The sequence below is a fragment of the Pedobacter sp. 22226 genome (assembly GCF_052045455.1).
GTDB lineage: Bacteria > Bacteroidota > Bacteroidia > Sphingobacteriales > Sphingobacteriaceae > Pedobacter > Pedobacter jeongneungensis.
In genome coordinates this window covers 21,749-39,634 of sequence record NZ_JBQEPB010000005.1, presented here as the reverse complement: position 1 = coordinate 39,634, position 17,886 = coordinate 21,749, and the positions used below count along the sequence as shown (strand labels likewise).

The following is a 17,886-nucleotide window of genomic DNA, read 5'->3' as shown; positions in this document are numbered from 1 at the left end:
TTGATATTAGGTTTATCTTGAAATTAAGCAAAATATTTAAATTGACAGTGCTGCATTATTATTTCTTAGACTCATCAATGGCCTTATTTACCACATCCTGAATTCTTCCCCTGATTTTCAGGTTAGAAAGTTTATCGGTAACGGTAGGATTAACGCGATTCGACAGAAACACATAAACCAAACCACGTGATGGATCTACCCAAACACAGGTTCCGGTATAACCGGTATGGCCGTAAGTTTGTGGCGAAGCCAAATCAGAAGGATAATGTTTGGTGCTATCCGGATCCCAGCGATCGAAACCTAAACCCCTGCGGCTTACATTCGATTGTTTTGACGTAAACATATCAACCGTTGAGTTTTTGAAATACGCTACCCCACCATAAGTACCGCGGTTTAACAACATCTGATAAATAATGGCCAGGTCGTTGGCACTGGCAAATAAGCCGGCATGCCCTGAAACTCCACCTGCCAGCGCTGCTCCCTGATCGTGCACATAGCCTACCAGCAAGGTTTTTCTGAAATATTTATCATCTTCTGTCGGGATAATCTGCTCTGGTTTAAAACGGTTACGAGGTAGGAAACCTGCAGTTTGCATGCCCAGGGGTTTATAAAAATTTTCGTAGGTGTATTGATTGAGCGGCTCTTCGCTAATGTGCTCCACAATATCTTTCATCACATACATGCTGATATCGCTGTACACATATTTACCTCGTGTTTTAATAGGTGCATTGAGCATTTTAGGCCACATAAAATCTTTAAAAAAGCCTTTTTTGATGTAATAATTATCGGCTACTTTGGTAGGATAAGCTGCCGACGAATCTCTGCTGTAATCGCCGGTTTTTACATAATCATGAAAGGGGATGTAAGGAATAAAACCGGCCTGGTGCAACATAACTTCGCGCACCTGAATATTATTCATCGGTGTAGTACGTGCTTTAGCGATATAAGCCCCTATGTTTGTATCGAGCTTTAGTTTTCCTTCTTCCACTAAACGCATTACGGCCGGAGTGGTTGCGGTTACTTTGGTTACCGAGGCCAGATCGAAAATATCGGTTACTTTATCGGGCACATTAGTATCGTAAGTATGCGTACCATAAGCCTTATTAAAGATTACTTTACCATCTTTAGCTACCAGCACCACAAGACCAGGGGTTGCTTTCTGGCTGATGGCTTCTGCAGCAATGGCATCAATTTCTTTTAAGTTGTTGGAGTTGATTCCGGCATCTTCGGGCACGGTATATTTTAAGCGGGTAGCTGTTGTTGTAAAGCCAGAACCCATGGTATAACGGGCAGAAAATGCTGTGGTTAATTTATTTACGGCAGCAATACCTCCAAAAATATATTGCGGCACAATTGCAGCGGCATCGGCATTGTTCTGGGCGGTCCATATAATCGGCGACTGCAATAAATCGAATGATTTTAAACCCGGTCCGTTACCAAAGAAAGAGATAATTACTTTTTTATTCTTGCTGATGTTATTGATAAAATTGATGTATTTCTCCTTGTTTACATTCTGATCGTCGATGCTGATTAAAATGGTGTTGAAATATTTAAGATCATCTTCCAGATTGTTCAGATTCAGGCTGTCTTTATACGAATCGGCAGAAAATGAAGTGATTTTATCATATTTATTGGCCAAACTATCGAACACGGCACTGTAAGCAAAGCTTAAACTCACCGAAGCAATATTTTTCTTTTCAAGCGATTTTAGCGGGATAATGGTATCCTGATTATTTAATAATACTGTTGTATTTGATATGGCATTGGCAATGGAAAGTTTTTTTTCGTTTGTGGTATGCTCCTGCGCGCAGGCCATTAAGCATAAAACATTAAAAAAACTCGCCGCAGCCAGGATATACAATTTATTTCGCTTCATATACTTTTTCTCCGTTCAGGTAGGTTTTTAAGACTTTGGTTTTTAATATATTCTGTGGTGTTGATTTTAAAATATCTTGGTCGAGGATAACAAAATCGGCCAGTTTGCCTTTTTCTAAACTTCCTTTTTCTTCTTCTTCGAAATTGGCTTTGGCGGCCCAAATGGTCATGCCGCGCAGGGCTTCTTCGGGTGTTAGGGCATTTTCCATCTGAAAGCCTCCTTTCGGAAAGCCTTTTGCATCTTCTCTCACTGTTGCTGCATAAAACGTTAATAATGGATTAATGTTTTCGACCGGGAAATCGGTACCTAAAGGAATCCAACCATTTTGCTTTAACAATTGTTTGTAGGCATAAGCACTTTTTAACCTTTCGGCACCTAAACGCTGCCCGGCCCAATACATATCAGAAGTGGCATGTGTAGGCTGAACGGAAGGAATAATGCTGGCTTTGCCGAACAGGTCGAAATCTTTTGTGTTAACCACCTGTGCATGTTCGATGCGCCAGCGCTGATCGTTTTTACCTTTTAAAACTTTATTGTAAATATTGAGGATGACGCGGTTGGCTGAATCGCCAATGGCATGGGTACACATCTGGAAATGATTGGCTGCGATTTTTTGAGCCACTTCTTCAAAATGTTTCTGATTGCTCAACAAAAAACCGGTTTTATTGGGCATATCGCTGTAAGGATGGATTAAACAGGCCCCACGCGAGCCCAAAGCACCATCGGCATAAACCTTAAATGCCCTCACATTTAAGCGGTCGGTTTTTATCGGGCCACGACTAAATAAATATTTGTAATTATCAGGTTCGTCAGAAAGCATGACATAAAGCCTCATTTTAAGTTTTTTTTCTTTCTGCAGTTTTTCGATAAACTCTACGGCTAAATAACTTAAACCGCAATCATCAATGGTAGTTAAACCTGCAGCAAAGCAGTTTTGCTGTGCATCTGTAAATATTTTTTCGGCTAATTTGGCATCTGGCGAAGGGATTTTACGCTCTACTAAAGCTACTGCATTATCGATTAAAACCCCGGTTAGTTTCCCGTTTTGCGTTAACATATCGCCCCCTACCAGTTTTTGCTCACCTTTAATGCCTGCAGCATCCAATGCTTTTTGGTTGGCAATTGCAGCATGACCGTCGATGCGGTTTAGAAATACCGGACGACCGGGGAAAAGCGCGGTAAGTTTTTCATTGGTAGGGAAAGCTTTATCTGCCCAATCGTTTTGGTCCCAGCCATTACCAATCAGCCAGCCATCGGGATGGGTTTTGGCAAAAGCAGTTAAACGGGCCAGCACTTCATCCCACGATTTTGTTTCTCTTAAATCCGCCGTTTGCAGGCTTTGTCCGTAGCCATAAAAATGGGCATGAGCATCAATAAAACCCGGATAAACGGCTTTACCTTCAGCGTCGACCTCTTCTTTAGAAGCATATTTTCCTTTAATCTCATCGTTTTTACCTAGCGAAAGGATTTTACCATTCTTTACGGCGAAAGCTTCAACGGTATCGAAATTGCTATTAACAGTATAAACTTTGGCGTTGTAAACAATTACATCAACTTCCTCTTTTTTGGAGCATGAAGCGAAAAGCAAAGCCATAAAAAGGCAGGGTAAGATGGATTTCATACCGATAAAGATAGAAAATTGAAAGCATTTGGTTTTGTAAATTCAGCTTTACAGAAAGGACTGTTGTCATGCTGAGGCAAGAAGCATCTGTAACCGATCAGCACATCTTACCACGTGGTCTGTGTCCCCACAGACCACTTTCTTTTTTCTTAGCGTTTCGTTAAAACTATTGATCAGTATTTTTTTGCCACGGAGACATGGAAACTTAGAGAATATAGCTTTAGTAGAATAAAATACGCGAATAAGCTGTGTTCTGTATCCCCACAGACCATTTTCTTTTTTTTAAGCATTCGTTAAAACTATTGATCAGTATTTTTTGCCACGGAGACACGGAAAATACAGAGAATACAGCTGTAGTAGAATAAAATACGCGAATAAGCTGTGTTCTGTATCCCCACAGACCATTTTCTTTTTTTTAAGCATTCGTTAAAACTATTGATCAGTATTTTTTTGCCACGGAGACACGGAAACTCAGAGAATATAGCTTTAGTAGAATAAAATACGCGAATAAGTTGTGGTCTGTATCCCCACAGGCAACTTTCTTTTTTCTTAGCGTTTCGTTAAAACTATTGATCAGTATTTTTTTGCCACGGAGACACGGAAACTTAGAGAATATAGCTTTAGTAGAATAAAATACGCGAATAAGCTGTGGTATGTATCCCCACAGACCACTTTCTTTTTTTTAAGCATTCGTTAAAACTATTGATTAGTATTTTTTTGCCACGGAGACATGGAAACTCACAGAATATAGCTTAAGTAGAATAAAATACGCGAATAAGCCGTGGTCTGTGTCTCCACAGACCACTGGACTACGAATTTTTGGTTTCCATTATGGGCCTGATTCTTTCCTGCGTACTGCATCACAAGCTTTTGTAAAATAAACCTGATGGGAACGGCATCCCGATTTTTTCTATCGGGATACAGTGTACAGCAGGACTACCGGAAGCGATTAACGCAGAACCCTGCTTTCCAAAAAAAATAAGGCATTGCTTTTAATGACAATCTTTATCTCCCATGCATATATTCATTTTTCACCATTTACCATCAGGGATCAAGTGAAAAGAAATCCTTTATTACTAAAAGATTCTTCACTTCGTTCAGAATGACAGAGAAGCAATTAAATCTATTTACCTACAGTCATTTACATGTTGAGTTTTAAACAAATCGGGTTCTTTAAGCTTATTTTGCATAATTTAGCGAATTCACTTTGCCTTAATACATGACTGATATTATTCACTTATTGCCTGATGCTGTTGCCAATCAGATTGCTGCCGGAGAAGTTGTACAACGACCTGCTTCTGCAGTGAAAGAATTGCTCGAAAATTCGATAGATGCCGGCGCAGATAAAATTCAACTGGTGGTAAAAGATGCCGGTAAGGCACTGATTCAGATTGTTGATAATGGCTGTGGAATGAGCGTTACGGATGCCAGGATGTGTTTCGAACGCCATGCTACCTCGAAAGTAAAAAAGGCTGAAGATCTGTTTGCCATCCGCACGATGGGTTTCCGTGGAGAAGCTATGGCTTCTATCGCAGCAATTGCCCAGGTAGAGATGAAAACCCGCAGGCATGAGGATGAAATAGGCACTTGTATTTCTATCGAAGGTGCACAGATAACCAACCAGGAACCTGTTGCTACGCCAGCGGGAACACAGATTTCGATTAAAAATCTGTTTTTTAATACGCCTGCCAGAAGGAATTTCCTGAAAAGCAATCCGGTAGAAATGCGCCACATTTTAGACGAGTTTCAAAGGGTAGCATTGGCGCATCCGGGTGTGTTTTTTAGTCTGCACCACGATGGCGTAGAAATTTTCAACCTGCCCAAAGGCAATTTAAAACAGCGTATTGTCCATCTTTTTGGCAATAATTACAATGAACGTCTGGTTCCGGTTGAGGAGGAAACGACTATCATCAACCTTAAAGGTTATATCGGCAAACCTGCTTTTGCTAAGAAAACCCGGGGCGAACAGTTCTTTTTTGTAAACAACCGTTTCATTAAAGATCCGTATTTAAACCATGCGGTAAGTTCTGCTTTTGAAGAGTTATTACCAGATGACAGTTACCCGCTTTATGTGCTATTTATCGAGATTGATCCTTCGAAAATCGATGTAAACGTTCATCCTACCAAAACCGAGATTAAATATCTGGACGAGAAATCCATTTACGCGATCATGAAATCGGCAGTAAAGCGCTCTATTGGTCGTTACAACATTGCTCCAACCTTAGATTTCGATCAGGAAACGGGCTTTAGTAATATGATTACGCATAAAGCGGTTGAAGACATTGTGCCACCGAGTATTAATTTCAACCCTGATTTTAATCCTTTTGCCAGTGATAAGAGTTCTGTATCGGGCTACGCTTCATCGCCCAGAAATTATGATGCAAAACCGAGTGCAAAAAACTGGGGCTCACTTTACGATATCACGGAACAGCCTGTTGTTGAGCAAACTTCGATTTACGAGGATGAAACCGTTTTAGAAACCAAGCAAAAGCAGTACATGCAATTGCACAACAGGTATATCGTTTCGCAGATTAAATCGGGATTAATGGTAATCGACCAGCAAATGGCACACGAGCGGATCCTTTACGAGCGTTTTCTCGTACATCTGGATGACCGCAAAGGCGCATCGCAGCAAAGTTTATTTCCACAAACCATTACACTTAACGCCAACGATTTCGAACTGGCCAAAAGTTTACTGGATGATATAAAAAGTTTGGGCTTTGATGTACGTGAGTTTGGGAAAAATACGTTGGTAGTAGAGGGCGTTCCGGTTGATCTGGGCAGCAGCAACATTAACGAAACACAGTTATTTGAACAATTGATTGAAGGGTTTAAAAACTCGCAGCAAGAGCTAAAACTGAGCAAACGCGATAGCCTGGCCCGGAGTTTGGCAAAGAACAGCGCCATTAAAGCCGGCACAAGCCTTGGTCAGGAAGAAATGAATACGCTGATTGATGAGCTTTTTGCCTGCAAAACCCCTAACTTTAGCGTGAGTGGGAAACCGGTAATCCAAACCATTACTTTAGCAGAGCTGGATAAGAAGTTTGAGAAGAACTGAGAAGTTTGGAGTTCTAAGTCAGGAGTCTTTAGTCTAAAGTCGGAGGTCCGAAAGTCCGAAGACGGAGGTCCAGAAGACCAAGGTTTGGAGTTCGGAGCTTGGAGTTCGGAGTTCGGAGACAATTAACCTATTAACCAGTTTAAACAATTAACCTGCTCAAACACTTAAACAATTAACCGATTTTAAAAATAAATGAACAACATACATATTCCACCGGTAGTAAAAAACCTGCTGATTATTAATATTTTATTTTTCGCGGCAACTTACCTGTTACCGAGCCTTCATCTGGAAGATATACTGGCCGTTTACTATTTCGATTCGCCAAAGTTCGAAATATGGCAGCCCATAAGTTACATGTTTATGCACGGTAATTTAGCACACATCTTTTTTAACATGTTTGCGCTGTATTCGTTTGGAAGTTTACTTGAATCACGCTGGGGGGCAAAGAAATTTTTAATATTTTATTTTGTAACGGGCTTGGGTGCCCTGTTTTTACAATGGGCAGTGCAAGCTTTCGAGGTTCATCAGATATTAGGAACTTTTACAGCACAGAATAAGTTAAACCTAAGTGATTTATACAATGCAACCGAAGCTTCGCCAGCTAAAATTAAAACGTTATTCGGCATATATTTTGGCGGAATGCTAGGTGCATCGGGGGCTATTTTCGGTTTACTGGTTGCTTTTGGCATGCTGTATCCAAATGCAGAATTATTAATCATGTTTATCCCAATTCCGGTAAAAGCAAAATACATTATACCCATTTACATCCTGGTAGAATTATCTCTGGGTGTAGCACAGTTTGAAGGCGATTCTGTTGCACATTATGCCCATTTGGGTGGTGCATTAATCGGCTTTATACTTGTTAAATTATGGAAAGATAAAAACGATACATTTTATACACTCTATGAATAATACTTTCAAAGATTTAAAATACAAGGTTTTTCAATCTGGCAACCCGATATTCTTTTACATTGGCATTAATGTGCTGTTATTTCTGATCATCGCTGTTATTGGGGTATTTAGCTGGCTCAGCGGCAAAGGAGATTTGATTAGTCCGCTGGTTAGCGAGTATGTGGGCTTACCTGCAAGCATCTCCAAATTACCCGAACGTTTTTACACAGTATTTACCTACATGTTTATACACGACGGGATTCTGCACATCCTGTTTAATATGCTCGGATTGTTCTGGTTCGGCAGCATATTTATGAATTTTTTAAAAAGCAGGCAGTTCCATTTTGTGTACCTGGCGGGTGGTTTATTCGGAGGATTATTTGCAGTTGCAGTATTAAATATATTCCCGGTATATGCAGGTGGATTAGCGGGCGTAACCATTGTTGGTGCTTCTGCAGCGGTGATGGCCATTATTTTTGCGGCGGCAACGCTGGTACCTAACTACACCATTATGCTGTTCATTTTTGGGGAAGTTAAAATTAAATGGATTGCCATTGTGTATTTCGTTCTTGATTTTCTTGCCATCGGATCGGTAAATGCCGGAGGAAGCTTGGCCCATATTGGTGGTGCACTGCTTGGTTTTGTTTTTATTAAACGCCTGCAAAGCGGAAGCGACTGGAGTAAAATGTTCGGGCGCAAACCTAAACTAAAGGTAGTACGTAACGAAAAACCGGTTAAAAAGCCAGAGTTTAAAGGTGGTGTTTCGCAACAGGAAATTGATGCCATTTTAGATAAAATATCTACTTCGGGATATGATAAACTAAGCGCTGTAGAAAAAGAAAAACTGTTTAAGGCAAGTAAAGATTAATGGCTACAAAAAAGAAGAAGTACAGTTTTCTGGATAAACTCCTCCTGCCCATTGCTGTTGCACTGGCCATAGCCTTGCTTTTGGGGGTGCTTGCCGGGAATATGGATCCGCGTAAACATGCACTGATAGCTTTTTTTGGCCTTGCCTACCCCTTCGTTTTATTTGGTAATATTATTTTTCTGATCTGGTGGTTTTTAAGTAAAAAATGGATTTTCGCTATTGTTACCGTTCTGGTTATTGCCATTGGCGCCAAAACGTTAAAGGCAACCTTTGCCATTGGTGGCGATGAAGGCGGTGCAGAAAAAACAGAAAACAGCATCAGGATGATGACCTATAATGTACATAGCTTTAAACTTTACGGCGAAGACAATACCGAATCGGTAAAGGAAAAAATGCTTCAGGTGGTTAAAGACCAAAATCCGGATATCATCTGTTTTCAGGAGTTTTTTACCCGTTATAAAGGGGCTTTTGATATTGTTGATAGCTTAAAAGTATTGCTGAACACTAAATATTATTACTTCGTTCCAACCAATAAAAACGATTACGAAGCCACTGGTTTGGCCATATTTTCTAAATTCCCCATTAAAAACTCAGGTAAAATCCCTTTTGTTACCGGCTATCCGGGTAACATGAGTATTTATACCGATTTAAACATTAAAGGAAAAACATTAAGGATTTATAATGTACATTTCCAGTCTATTTCTTTTGAAAAACAGGATTACGAATACCTGGATAAGGTAAAAGAAATGAATACAGAATTAAAACCATCCAGGCGGATTTTGAGCATGCTGAAAAGTGCTTTTTTGAAACGCAGCGGTCAGGTGGATATTATGAAAAAGGAAATGGCTGCCTGTAAAACGCCTTACCTTATTGCAGGCGATTTTAATGATACGCCAGCTTCTTACGTGGTTACGCAGATTACGGCCGGATTGAACAACAGCTTTATTAAAAAAGGAAATGGTTTTGGCAAAACCTATAATGGCAAGTTCCCCAATTTTCAGATCGATTATATTGCTACTTCTAAAGAATTAGAGGTGCTGAACTACAAAATTACCCAGGCCAAATTATCCGACCACTTCCCGGTACGGAGTGATTTGAGGTTTGTGCCTTAGTTTATTTTACGATTATTCCCGTTGACTTCAGTCAACGGTTATTTATTTTCATTTTTGCGATTGCAGGCTGCAAAACCCTTTTTCATAAACCCGATTGAGCGGAATAGCCCGCAGCGTAGCGAGGACTATAAGCGAAAGCGGGACTGCAAACTGCCAAGAACCACAAGCCAATCATTTTCTAATTCTATTTCGCATTTATTCCCGTTGACTAAAGTCAACGGCTATTGGCTAACGGAGCCTAAACAAAAAATTTTCTTACCATACATCAACATTAGGTTTAAAGCTTATCTGCATATTTGCTGCATAAAATTTAAAAAAAATCTCCAAAAATATGAGCTTAATAGATGCCCTAAACTGGCGTTATGCCGTTAAAAAAATGAACGGTCAGCCTGTTGAACAAGAAAAGGTTGATAAAATTATTGCAGCTGCCCACTTAGCGCCAACTTCATCAGGTTTACAGCCTTTTAAAGTAATCGTGGTAACCAATCAGGAATTAAAAGAGAAAATTGCGCCGATTGCTTTTAATCAATCGCAGGTAATCGATTCTTCTCACCTGTTGATTTTCGCAGCAAACGAAAACTATACTGAAGAAGGAATTGACGCTGTTTTTAACAGAATGAATACTGAGCGCGGTTTGCCATTGGATGCAACAGATGCTTACAAAACACAATTAAAAGGCATGATCTTATCGAGAACTGCCGAAGAAAACTTTAACCATGCTGCCCGTCAGGCTTATATTGGTTTCGGTATTGCCATTGCAGAAGCAGCTTTGTTAAAGGTAGATGCTACCCCAATGGAAGGTTTTAACGGACCAGCCTTAGATGAACTTTTAGGTTTAGATAAAAAAGGCTTAAAAAGTGTTACCTTATTACCACTAGGAAACAGAGATGAAGCCGGCGACTGGTTGGTAAACCTTAAAAAAGTACGTTCTCCAAAAGAGGAATTCTTAATCGAGTTTAAATAACAGGCAAACACTATTATATTTAAAACGGGCCGCTTTTAAGCGGCTTGTTTTGTTTGTGCGAATAACGTAAAGCCGTTGGAGTTTAATGGCAATTAACCGGTTATCAGTTTGCAGTTTATAATTTACAGTTTACAGTTAACCGATTTAAACAATTAACCGATTACCCCCTGAGCGTATTCGAAGGGCAAACAGTTAATCCAATAAACAAATGACCAGTGAACCAATGACCAATAAACCAATGACTAATGAACCAATGAACTTAAATCTTTTGTAAAAAAATGTTAAACCTCCCTACAATTTAGGCGCTCTCTTTATAATTGGATATATTTACGCGCTTAGCATTTAATAACCAATCCATGAAGATTTTTAGACTATCTTTTATTATACTTTCTCTTTTATCAGCGCTTAGTTTCTCTTCGTCGGCCCAAACCGATACCGTAAGTATAAATACCATCATTACCAAAACCAATAAGGCTTTAAGCGATTATCCAGCCGAAAAAATTTACCTTCATTTCGATAAACCTTATTATGCTGTTGCTGATACCGTTTGGTTTAAGGCTTATGTAACCGAAAATCAGAATTTCTTATCAGGAATCAGTAAAATCATCTACGTAGATGTGATCAACCAGAATGATTCACTTATTCAGACCCTTAAATTACCGGTTACAGGAGGTTTTGCCTATGGTAACTTCCCCTTAGATCAGGTGAATTATAAACAGGGCAATTATCACATCAGGGCCTATACTTTGTGGATGTTGAACAACGATGATCCCGCTTATTTTAACAAAACTTTTTATGTGGGCGAAGCAATTGATAAAGAAGTAAAAACGCACATTACCTATAAAAATACCTCAACTGATAAATTAGAAAAAATTGATGCCAGGGTACAGTTTAAAGATGCTAATAACAAGCCCTATGCCAACAAAAATATAAGCTGGCAGGTAGTTACGAGTTATACTGTAATTGCCAAAGGCAGGGGCACAACCGATGCCAATGGTTATTTAACCATCGCAATGAGCAATACACAAAAGGCCGAATACCAATTACAAAAAGGCCAGCTGATTACCGCCATTAACACCACTGATAAAGATGTAGCTAACAGTACTTTTTCGTTAAAAAATGCCATTTTAAGCAAAGATTTCCAGTTTTTCCCTGAAGGAGGGAGTTTAATTGCCGGTTTAACCAATAAAGTTGCGTTTAAAGCCATTAAAAGTGATGGTTTGGGCATCAGCTCTAAAGGTACAGTAACCGATAACGATGGCAAAACGGTAGCTACTTTTACCGCTCAGCATTTGGGTATGGGCAGTTTCAATTTAGCTGCCGAGGCTGGAAAAACCTACAAAGCCGCGGTTACTTATGCCGATGGCACCAGTCAGATGTATAATTTACCTGCTGTTGCTGCAAATGGCGTAACCATCAGCATTGATAACAGCAGTGCAGAACAGGTAGCGATAAAAATCTCGGCGAATGATGCTTTTTTTGAGCAGAATCAGGGCAAAAAGCTTTATTTAATTGCACAGAGCAAAGGCGTAATCTGTTATGGTGCGCAAACTGCCTTATCAAACAAAGAATACAATACCACGGTACTTAAATCTAAATTCCCTAATGGAATTGCCCAGTTTACTTTGTTTAACGAGTTTGGTAAACCCTTAAGTGAGAGACTGGTTTTTGTACAGCAAAAAAATACGATGGCGGTTAATCTTACCACTGCTGCCCCGGCTTATGGGGTTAAGAAAAAAGTAAAAATAAATGTGGCAGCTAAAAAAGACGGTGCCCCTGTTGAAGGAAGTTTTTCTGTTACGGTTGTTGACGAAACAAAAGTACCATCCAGCGAAGATGCAACCAGTACCATTTTAACAGGCTTGCTATTAAGCAGTGATGTTAAAGGTTATATTGAAAAGGCAAACTATTACTTTAATGCACCAGATGCGAAGAAAAATGCCGATTTGGATGTGTTATTGCTTACCCAGGGCTACCGCAGCTTTAAATACACCGATATTATTGCCAATAAACTGCCTAAAATAGATTTCCTTCCAGAACAAGGCATCGAAATTTCTGGTATTTTACGTCAGAATAATGGTATTCCGGTGAGGAAAGGTGCGTTATTGTTGAGTATTCCGGATAAACGTTTCAATTTGGAAGGCACTACCGACCCGGTTGGAAATTTTAAATTTTCGAACCTGGTTTTTAACGATTCATCGAAAGTAACCATTTCAGCTAAATACAATGTAAACTATAAAAACATGACCTTAAGTTTAAATGGTGCACCGGTTCCTTCGTTAACCAGAAACTTTAGTGCAGCAGAAGAGGTTTTAAATATAGACAGTGCTCTAACGAGTTATCTGGATAACAGCAAAAGACAATATGCTTATTTACACACTTTAAAAGATGTAACCATTAAGGCAGCCGTGGTTCCGAAAGTAAGTCATAAAGATTACCCGGCATTAACGGGACTTAGTCAGATGGCCGACCACGAGATCAGTGGCGATCGTTTAAAGGGCTGTGGCCTTTTAATTAATTGTTTACAGGGCATGCTTGCCGGGGTAACCTTTGTTGATAACAACTTCTATGTGAGCAGAGATTATAACCAGGGCAAAAAAATCCCGATGGGTATTTTTATCAATGGAATGAACGTTGATGTAAACCAGATTAATACGCTTGATGCCAACCAGATCGAATCGGTTGAGGTATTTTTAAGAGATGAGTTAGGTTTGGTAAACCGTGCCAACAATGTAAATGGTGTAATTGTATTTAACCAGAAGAAAGCACCTAAAGGGACTAAAATTTCGAAAGCGCAGTTAATGGATATGCTGCCTAAATATTATGAGCTTACTTTTTCACCACAAGGATACAATAAAGAAAAACAGTTCTATTCGCCAAAATATGACGTGCCTGCAAGCATGAACCGCAGCGATTTAAGAACAACAATCTACTGGAATCCTAAAGTAGTAACGGATGCAACAGGAAATGCCTCTTTCGAATATTATAACGCAGATGGCAAAGGCCAGTACAAAGTGATTATTGAAGGTATTGATGCTAACGGAAATTTAGGACGATCGGTGCTGAGATATACGGTTAAGTAAGACGGCAAAAGGCCTAAATGGAAAATGTAAGAGGTAAAATGGATGATGGAATTGACTTTTCGACCCTAATCCATCTTACATCTCAAAGCATCCGTTAAAATGGAAAATGTAAGATGGATGATGGAATTGGCATTTCGCCCCTTATCCATCTTACATCTCAAAGCATCCGTTAAAATGGAAAATGTAAGATGAATGATGGAAATGACTTTTCGCCCCTTATCCATCTTACATCAAACATCTTCCATCAACCATTATACCTCAAAAGGTAGTTTCTCCCCTTTCAGTCCGGCTAAAATATTCTTTACAATAATCTGTGCCATGGCTGCGCGGGTTTCTTCGGTGGCAGAACCGATATGCGGTAAAACCGCAACGTTTTCCATCAATAACAAAGGATTATCTTTATCCATCGGTTCGGGGTTGGTAACATCCAAACCTGCCCCCCAGATTATTTTTTCTTCTAAAGCTTTAATCAGATCCTTTTCATTGTGAATGCCGCCTCTGGCCGTGTTAATGAAAATCGAATTGGGTTTCATTTGTTTAAACACATCAAGCGTAAATTTATCCTTTGTTTCTGGTGTAAGCGCGGTATGAATGGAAAGCACATCACTTTGTGCCAAAAGTTCTTCGAAAGATACATACCTGGCACCGATTTCCTTTTCAGCTTCTTCGTTGCGTGAGCGGTTATGGTAAATTACCGACATATTATATGCGCCAATACATTTTTTTGCCATCTCCAAACCAATTTTCCCAAGGCCGAAAATACCAAGGGTTTTGCCATTTACCTCAATCCCCAATTCAGGGCTGGGTTCATAGTTTTTCCATTCGCCTTTTATAATTTTTTTATGTGAGTAGAAGGCCTTTCTCGAAACAGCAAGCATCAATAAAAAAGCTGTATCGGCAGTGGCAGCGCTTAACACGCCCGGCGTATTACCGATTGGAATATTTAATGCTTTTGCTGCAGGTACGTCAACATTATCGTAACCTACCGAATGGAGCGCAATCACTTTTAAATGACTACAGGCTTTCAGAAATTCAGCGGTAATCTTATTCGGACCTACGCTGATCAATGCATCCTGATCCTTACAGGCCTCAATCAGTTCTTCTGGTGTAATCTGCCTGTTTTCTTTCCATTGGGTAACCGAAATGTTGTTTTCTTCCAGTTCTTTTAATCCAACCGGAGCAATGTTGCCGCTTATAAATACTTTCATGTTTTATTTAACATTAAAACTTTTAAGGTGTTTTGGATAATGCGAATCAATAAAATATTATTTCACTGTTGCTGACAGTACCTCATAAGTATTCGCGCTAAAATAGCCCAAAGCCTGGTTCGAAATATTAGAGGTTGGATTAGCAGGCGTAGTTCCCTGGTTTGGCCCGCGGTTAGATTGCTGACTTAGCGCATACCAGTAATCGAAAATATTCGAATCTATACACTCCATTTCTATTCTGATTTTATCGTTGGAGTTCAGCTCGTCGCTGTCATGATCGTTGGTAGGCGGTTTAAAAAATAACTGAAGCCTGAGGTCGTTACCATTCGTTAAACGATCGTTATTGACATAAAAACGTTCAGATAATATATCGTTTACGTACAAATTAAAGTGATAAAAATTGGTTTCGTTAGCCGGATCTTTTAAAAATACAGCTGCGGTTTTGCGCTCTCTGCCAAAGAAAAAGTTTTTAATTACGCCGATCGAATCCATTTTAACCACATTGGGCATTTTCGAACTGGCCGTATAGGTTTGTCCTTCGGCAGTAACGTTTAAGCTGTAAGTTACACCCGGTAACCCTTTCATTTTATTGATATAAGTGCCTGGTGTGGCACCTTCTTTAAAAACATAGGTATTTCCCTTATTATCGGTTACGGTTACGCTTGCTCCCGAAACTTTAGGAAAAACATTGGCCTCGGTATAACCGATGGTTTTGCTGATCTTAATCTGCTGATCGATCAGTTGATCATTAATTTTCCCTTCAATTACAATCTGGGGATCGGCATTCTCAGTATCAATAGAGATAATTTTCTTACAACCGGCAAAAGAAAAAGTGAACAGCGAAAGATATATAATCAGTTTTTTCATTTGTTTTAAAATTTAAAGTTCCAGGTAACTGAAGGAATAAGGCCAAACAGAGAAGTTTGCTGCGCAGCCGTTTTATTCGGGTCGTTCGGATCGGTAATAAACTCGATAGAATAAGGATTTTTCCTTCCTAATAAGTTGTACACGCCAAAATTCCAGCTCGACTGGTATTTCCTTCCGGGTTTTCCTTCTAAAGTAGCGCTTACATCTAAACGCATATTATAAGGCATCCGGCCGGCATTTCTCTGTGTATAATAATAAGCCATTTGGCCGCCAATGCTATATTTTCCTGCCGGATAAGTTACCGCATTTCCTGTGCTGTAAATAAAGCTTGAAGAGAACGTCCACCGCTTGCTCATGTTGTAAATACCTACCACCGAAACATCATGCGTACGGTCTTGCCTTGCCGGGAAATACTTGCCATTGTTCAATTCTGTAAATTTGCGCTCGGTGCGCGATAAGGTATAACCCACCCAACCATTCAGTTTACCGAATTTCTTTTTAAAAAACAGCTCCAGTCCGTAAGCACGGCCTACGCCATATAACAATTCTGATTCTACATTCGAATTGGCCAACAACTCTGCCGCATTTTTATAATCGATCTGGTTTTGCAGCCATTTATAATAAACCTCTCCCGAAAATTCGTAATTGTTATCTTCAATATTTTTAAAATAACCTAAAGCTACCTGATCGGCAATTTCTGGCTTAATGTTATTGCTGCTCAGCACATACTGATCGGTAGGTGAGCTGGAGGTAGCATTGGTTAAAATATGTACGTTTTGCGTATTGCGGTTGTAGGATGCCTTTATTGAGTTTTGCTCATTAAACAGGTAGCTTACCGAAAAACGCGGCTCGAGGTTAAAATAGTTTTTATAAAATTTGCCCCTGGCTACATTTTGTGTAGAAAGGATATTTCCATCCGCATCATAAGTACTAAAATTGCCCGGTCCCATTAAAGAGAAAGCAGCTAAACGCATGCCATACAAAAAGTTTAAATGTTCGTTAACGGCCCATTCATCAGAAATATAAGCTGCAGATTCTATACCATAGCGTCTTTCCTGTGTAAGCGAGTTTACCTGCGAAGCTTCGTCGCTATCAATATCAATCGGCGAAATACGGTGTTGTGTAGCGTTTAAACCAAACCTTAAAGTATGTTTATTGCTGAAATACTGAAAATCTTCCTTAAAGTTAAAATCGCGGACCAACGAAGTAGCCTTAAAATTTGTGGCATCGTTTAATAACCTCACCGTATAATTATAGTTGTTGTAAATTAAGGAAGTATTGGAAAACAAACGGTCGCTAAAAATATGGTTTAATCGAATGGTGGTGGTTACATTGCCCCAGTTGTTTTCAAAAAGGTCTTTTACCCCGATATTATCTTTACCAAAATAGCCTGAGATGTAAATCGTATTCCTATCGTTTATTTTGTAGTTCGCTTTGGCATTGATATCGTAAAAATTTAGCGTACTGCCATTCACAGTCGAATCCGGAGAGGAACGTAAAAACAGATCGATATATGTCCGGCGGAAACTCACCATAAACGAACCCCTATCTTTTACAATCGGTCCTTCGGCCTTTAAACGCGATGCAATTAAGCCGATTCCGCCCTGAAATTTAAATTCCTTGCTGTTCCCGTCGTCCATTTTAACATCTAAAACAGACGACAAACGGCCGCCATATTGTGCGGGCATGCCACCCTTATATAAGCTCACATCTTTAATGGCATCGGCATTAAAGGTGGAGAAAAACCCCAAAAGATGTGATGAATTGTACACTACGGCTTCATCCAGGATAATCAGGTTTTGATCGGCCGCTCCGCCACGCACATAAAAACCGGTATTCCCTTCCCCACCCGATTTAACACCCGGCAGCAACTGGATGGTTTTTAAAATGTCCTTTTCACCCAGTAATACCGGAATGGAGTTGAGCAGCTTCATATCAATCTTTTCGAGCCCCATTTGTGCACTTTTAACGTTTTCATTTTTACGGTTATTTGCACTTACGGTTACTTCTGCCAAATCGTTTGCACTTTTTAGCTCCTCGTTTAACTTGGTGTCTTTTGTTAAATTAATCGTTTTGATTATGGAGGCATAACCCGTATAACTCACTGTTACCGTGTAGGTTCCTTCGGGCTGTGTGAGGGCGAAGTAACCATAATTATTGGTCAGGGTTGCAGCAGCAGGGGTACCAGAAATTTTTACAGTGGCACCAATAAGCGTTTCGCCTGTGCCCGCATCGCGGATGGTACCACTAAGGGTAAATTTATTCTGAGCAAAAAGGGCTGTACCGGAAAAAAGAAGGAGGAATAAAGCTAAGTAGTGTTTTATGAGCATATCGGCTA

At 39.8% G+C, this 17,886-nt stretch carries 11 protein-coding genes; 6 read left to right on the top strand and 5 right to left on the bottom strand.

Features of this window, described 5'->3' with window-relative positions; all coding sequences use genetic code 11:
• Nucleotides 1–58 precede the first annotated feature (58 nt).
• Nucleotides 59–1,876 carry a serine hydrolase domain-containing protein gene (locus ACTJKC_RS12290; RefSeq protein ID WP_440792280.1) on the bottom strand — a complete coding sequence of 606 codons (1,818 nt, stop codon included), beginning with the start codon at nt 1,874–1,876 and terminating at the stop codon, nt 59–61.
• On the bottom strand, nt 1,863–3,497 hold the full coding sequence (locus tag ACTJKC_RS12285) for an amidohydrolase (RefSeq protein WP_440792278.1): 1,635 nt from the start codon (nt 3,495–3,497) through the stop codon (nt 1,863–1,865). The genes ACTJKC_RS12290 and ACTJKC_RS12285 overlap by 14 nt, the downstream gene beginning before the upstream one ends.
• Nucleotides 3,498–4,716: 1,219 nt before the next feature.
• Here ACTJKC_RS12285 and mutL point away from each other — a divergent pair.
• The 6 genes from mutL (at nt 4,717) to ACTJKC_RS12255 (ending at nt 13,473) form a co-directional block, all read left to right on the top strand.
• The gene (gene mutL / locus ACTJKC_RS12280; RefSeq protein ID WP_440792276.1) at nt 4,717–6,555 is read left to right on the top strand and encodes a DNA mismatch repair endonuclease MutL; all 1,839 of its coding nucleotides are present in this window, start codon (nt 4,717–4,719) and stop codon (nt 6,553–6,555) included.
• 192 nt (nt 6,556–6,747) lie between these two features.
• Nucleotides 6,748–7,467: a rhomboid family intramembrane serine protease gene (locus ACTJKC_RS12275; protein WP_440792274.1), complete on the top strand. Its 720-nt coding sequence runs from the start codon at nt 6,748–6,750 to the stop codon at nt 7,465–7,467.
• Nucleotides 7,460–8,314, top strand: a complete 855-nt coding sequence (locus ACTJKC_RS12270) for a rhomboid family intramembrane serine protease (protein ID WP_440792272.1) — start codon at nt 7,460–7,462, stop codon at nt 8,312–8,314. Before ACTJKC_RS12275 ends, ACTJKC_RS12270 begins: the two co-directional genes overlap by 8 nt.
• On the top strand, nt 8,314–9,426 hold the full coding sequence (locus ACTJKC_RS12265) for an endonuclease/exonuclease/phosphatase family protein (protein ID WP_440792270.1): 1,113 nt from the start codon (nt 8,314–8,316) through the stop codon (nt 9,424–9,426). Before ACTJKC_RS12270 ends, ACTJKC_RS12265 begins: the two co-directional genes overlap by 1 nt.
• Before the next feature lie 331 nt (nt 9,427–9,757).
• Entirely contained in the window at nt 9,758–10,390 is a 633-nt protein-coding gene (locus ACTJKC_RS12260; protein ID WP_025145276.1) for a nitroreductase family protein, read from the top strand.
• A 356-nt stretch (nt 10,391–10,746) separates the two neighbouring features.
• On the top strand, nt 10,747–13,473 hold the full coding sequence (locus ACTJKC_RS12255) for a carboxypeptidase regulatory-like domain-containing protein (RefSeq protein WP_440792268.1): 2,727 nt from the start codon (nt 10,747–10,749) through the stop codon (nt 13,471–13,473).
• A gap of 251 nt (nt 13,474–13,724) precedes the next feature.
• Here the strand turns inward: ACTJKC_RS12255 and ACTJKC_RS12250 are convergent, their stop codons facing one another.
• Genes ACTJKC_RS12250 through ACTJKC_RS12240 form a run of 3 tightly spaced genes read right to left on the bottom strand, consistent with a single transcriptional unit; the run spans nt 13,725 to nt 17,878 of the window.
• The gene (locus tag ACTJKC_RS12250; protein WP_440792266.1) at nt 13,725–14,681 is read right to left on the bottom strand and encodes a 2-hydroxyacid dehydrogenase; all 957 of its coding nucleotides are present in this window, start codon (nt 14,679–14,681) and stop codon (nt 13,725–13,727) included.
• Between the two features lie 57 nt (nt 14,682–14,738).
• Nucleotides 14,739–15,548 (bottom strand): DUF4249 domain-containing protein, encoded by an 810-nt coding sequence (locus tag ACTJKC_RS12245; protein ID WP_440792264.1) that lies wholly within the window; start codon nt 15,546–15,548, stop codon nt 14,739–14,741.
• A gap of 5 nt (nt 15,549–15,553) precedes the next feature.
• Entirely contained in the window at nt 15,554–17,878 is a 2,325-nt protein-coding gene (locus tag ACTJKC_RS12240; protein WP_344852672.1) for a TonB-dependent receptor, read from the bottom strand.
• Between the last annotated feature and the right edge of the window lie 8 nt (nt 17,879–17,886).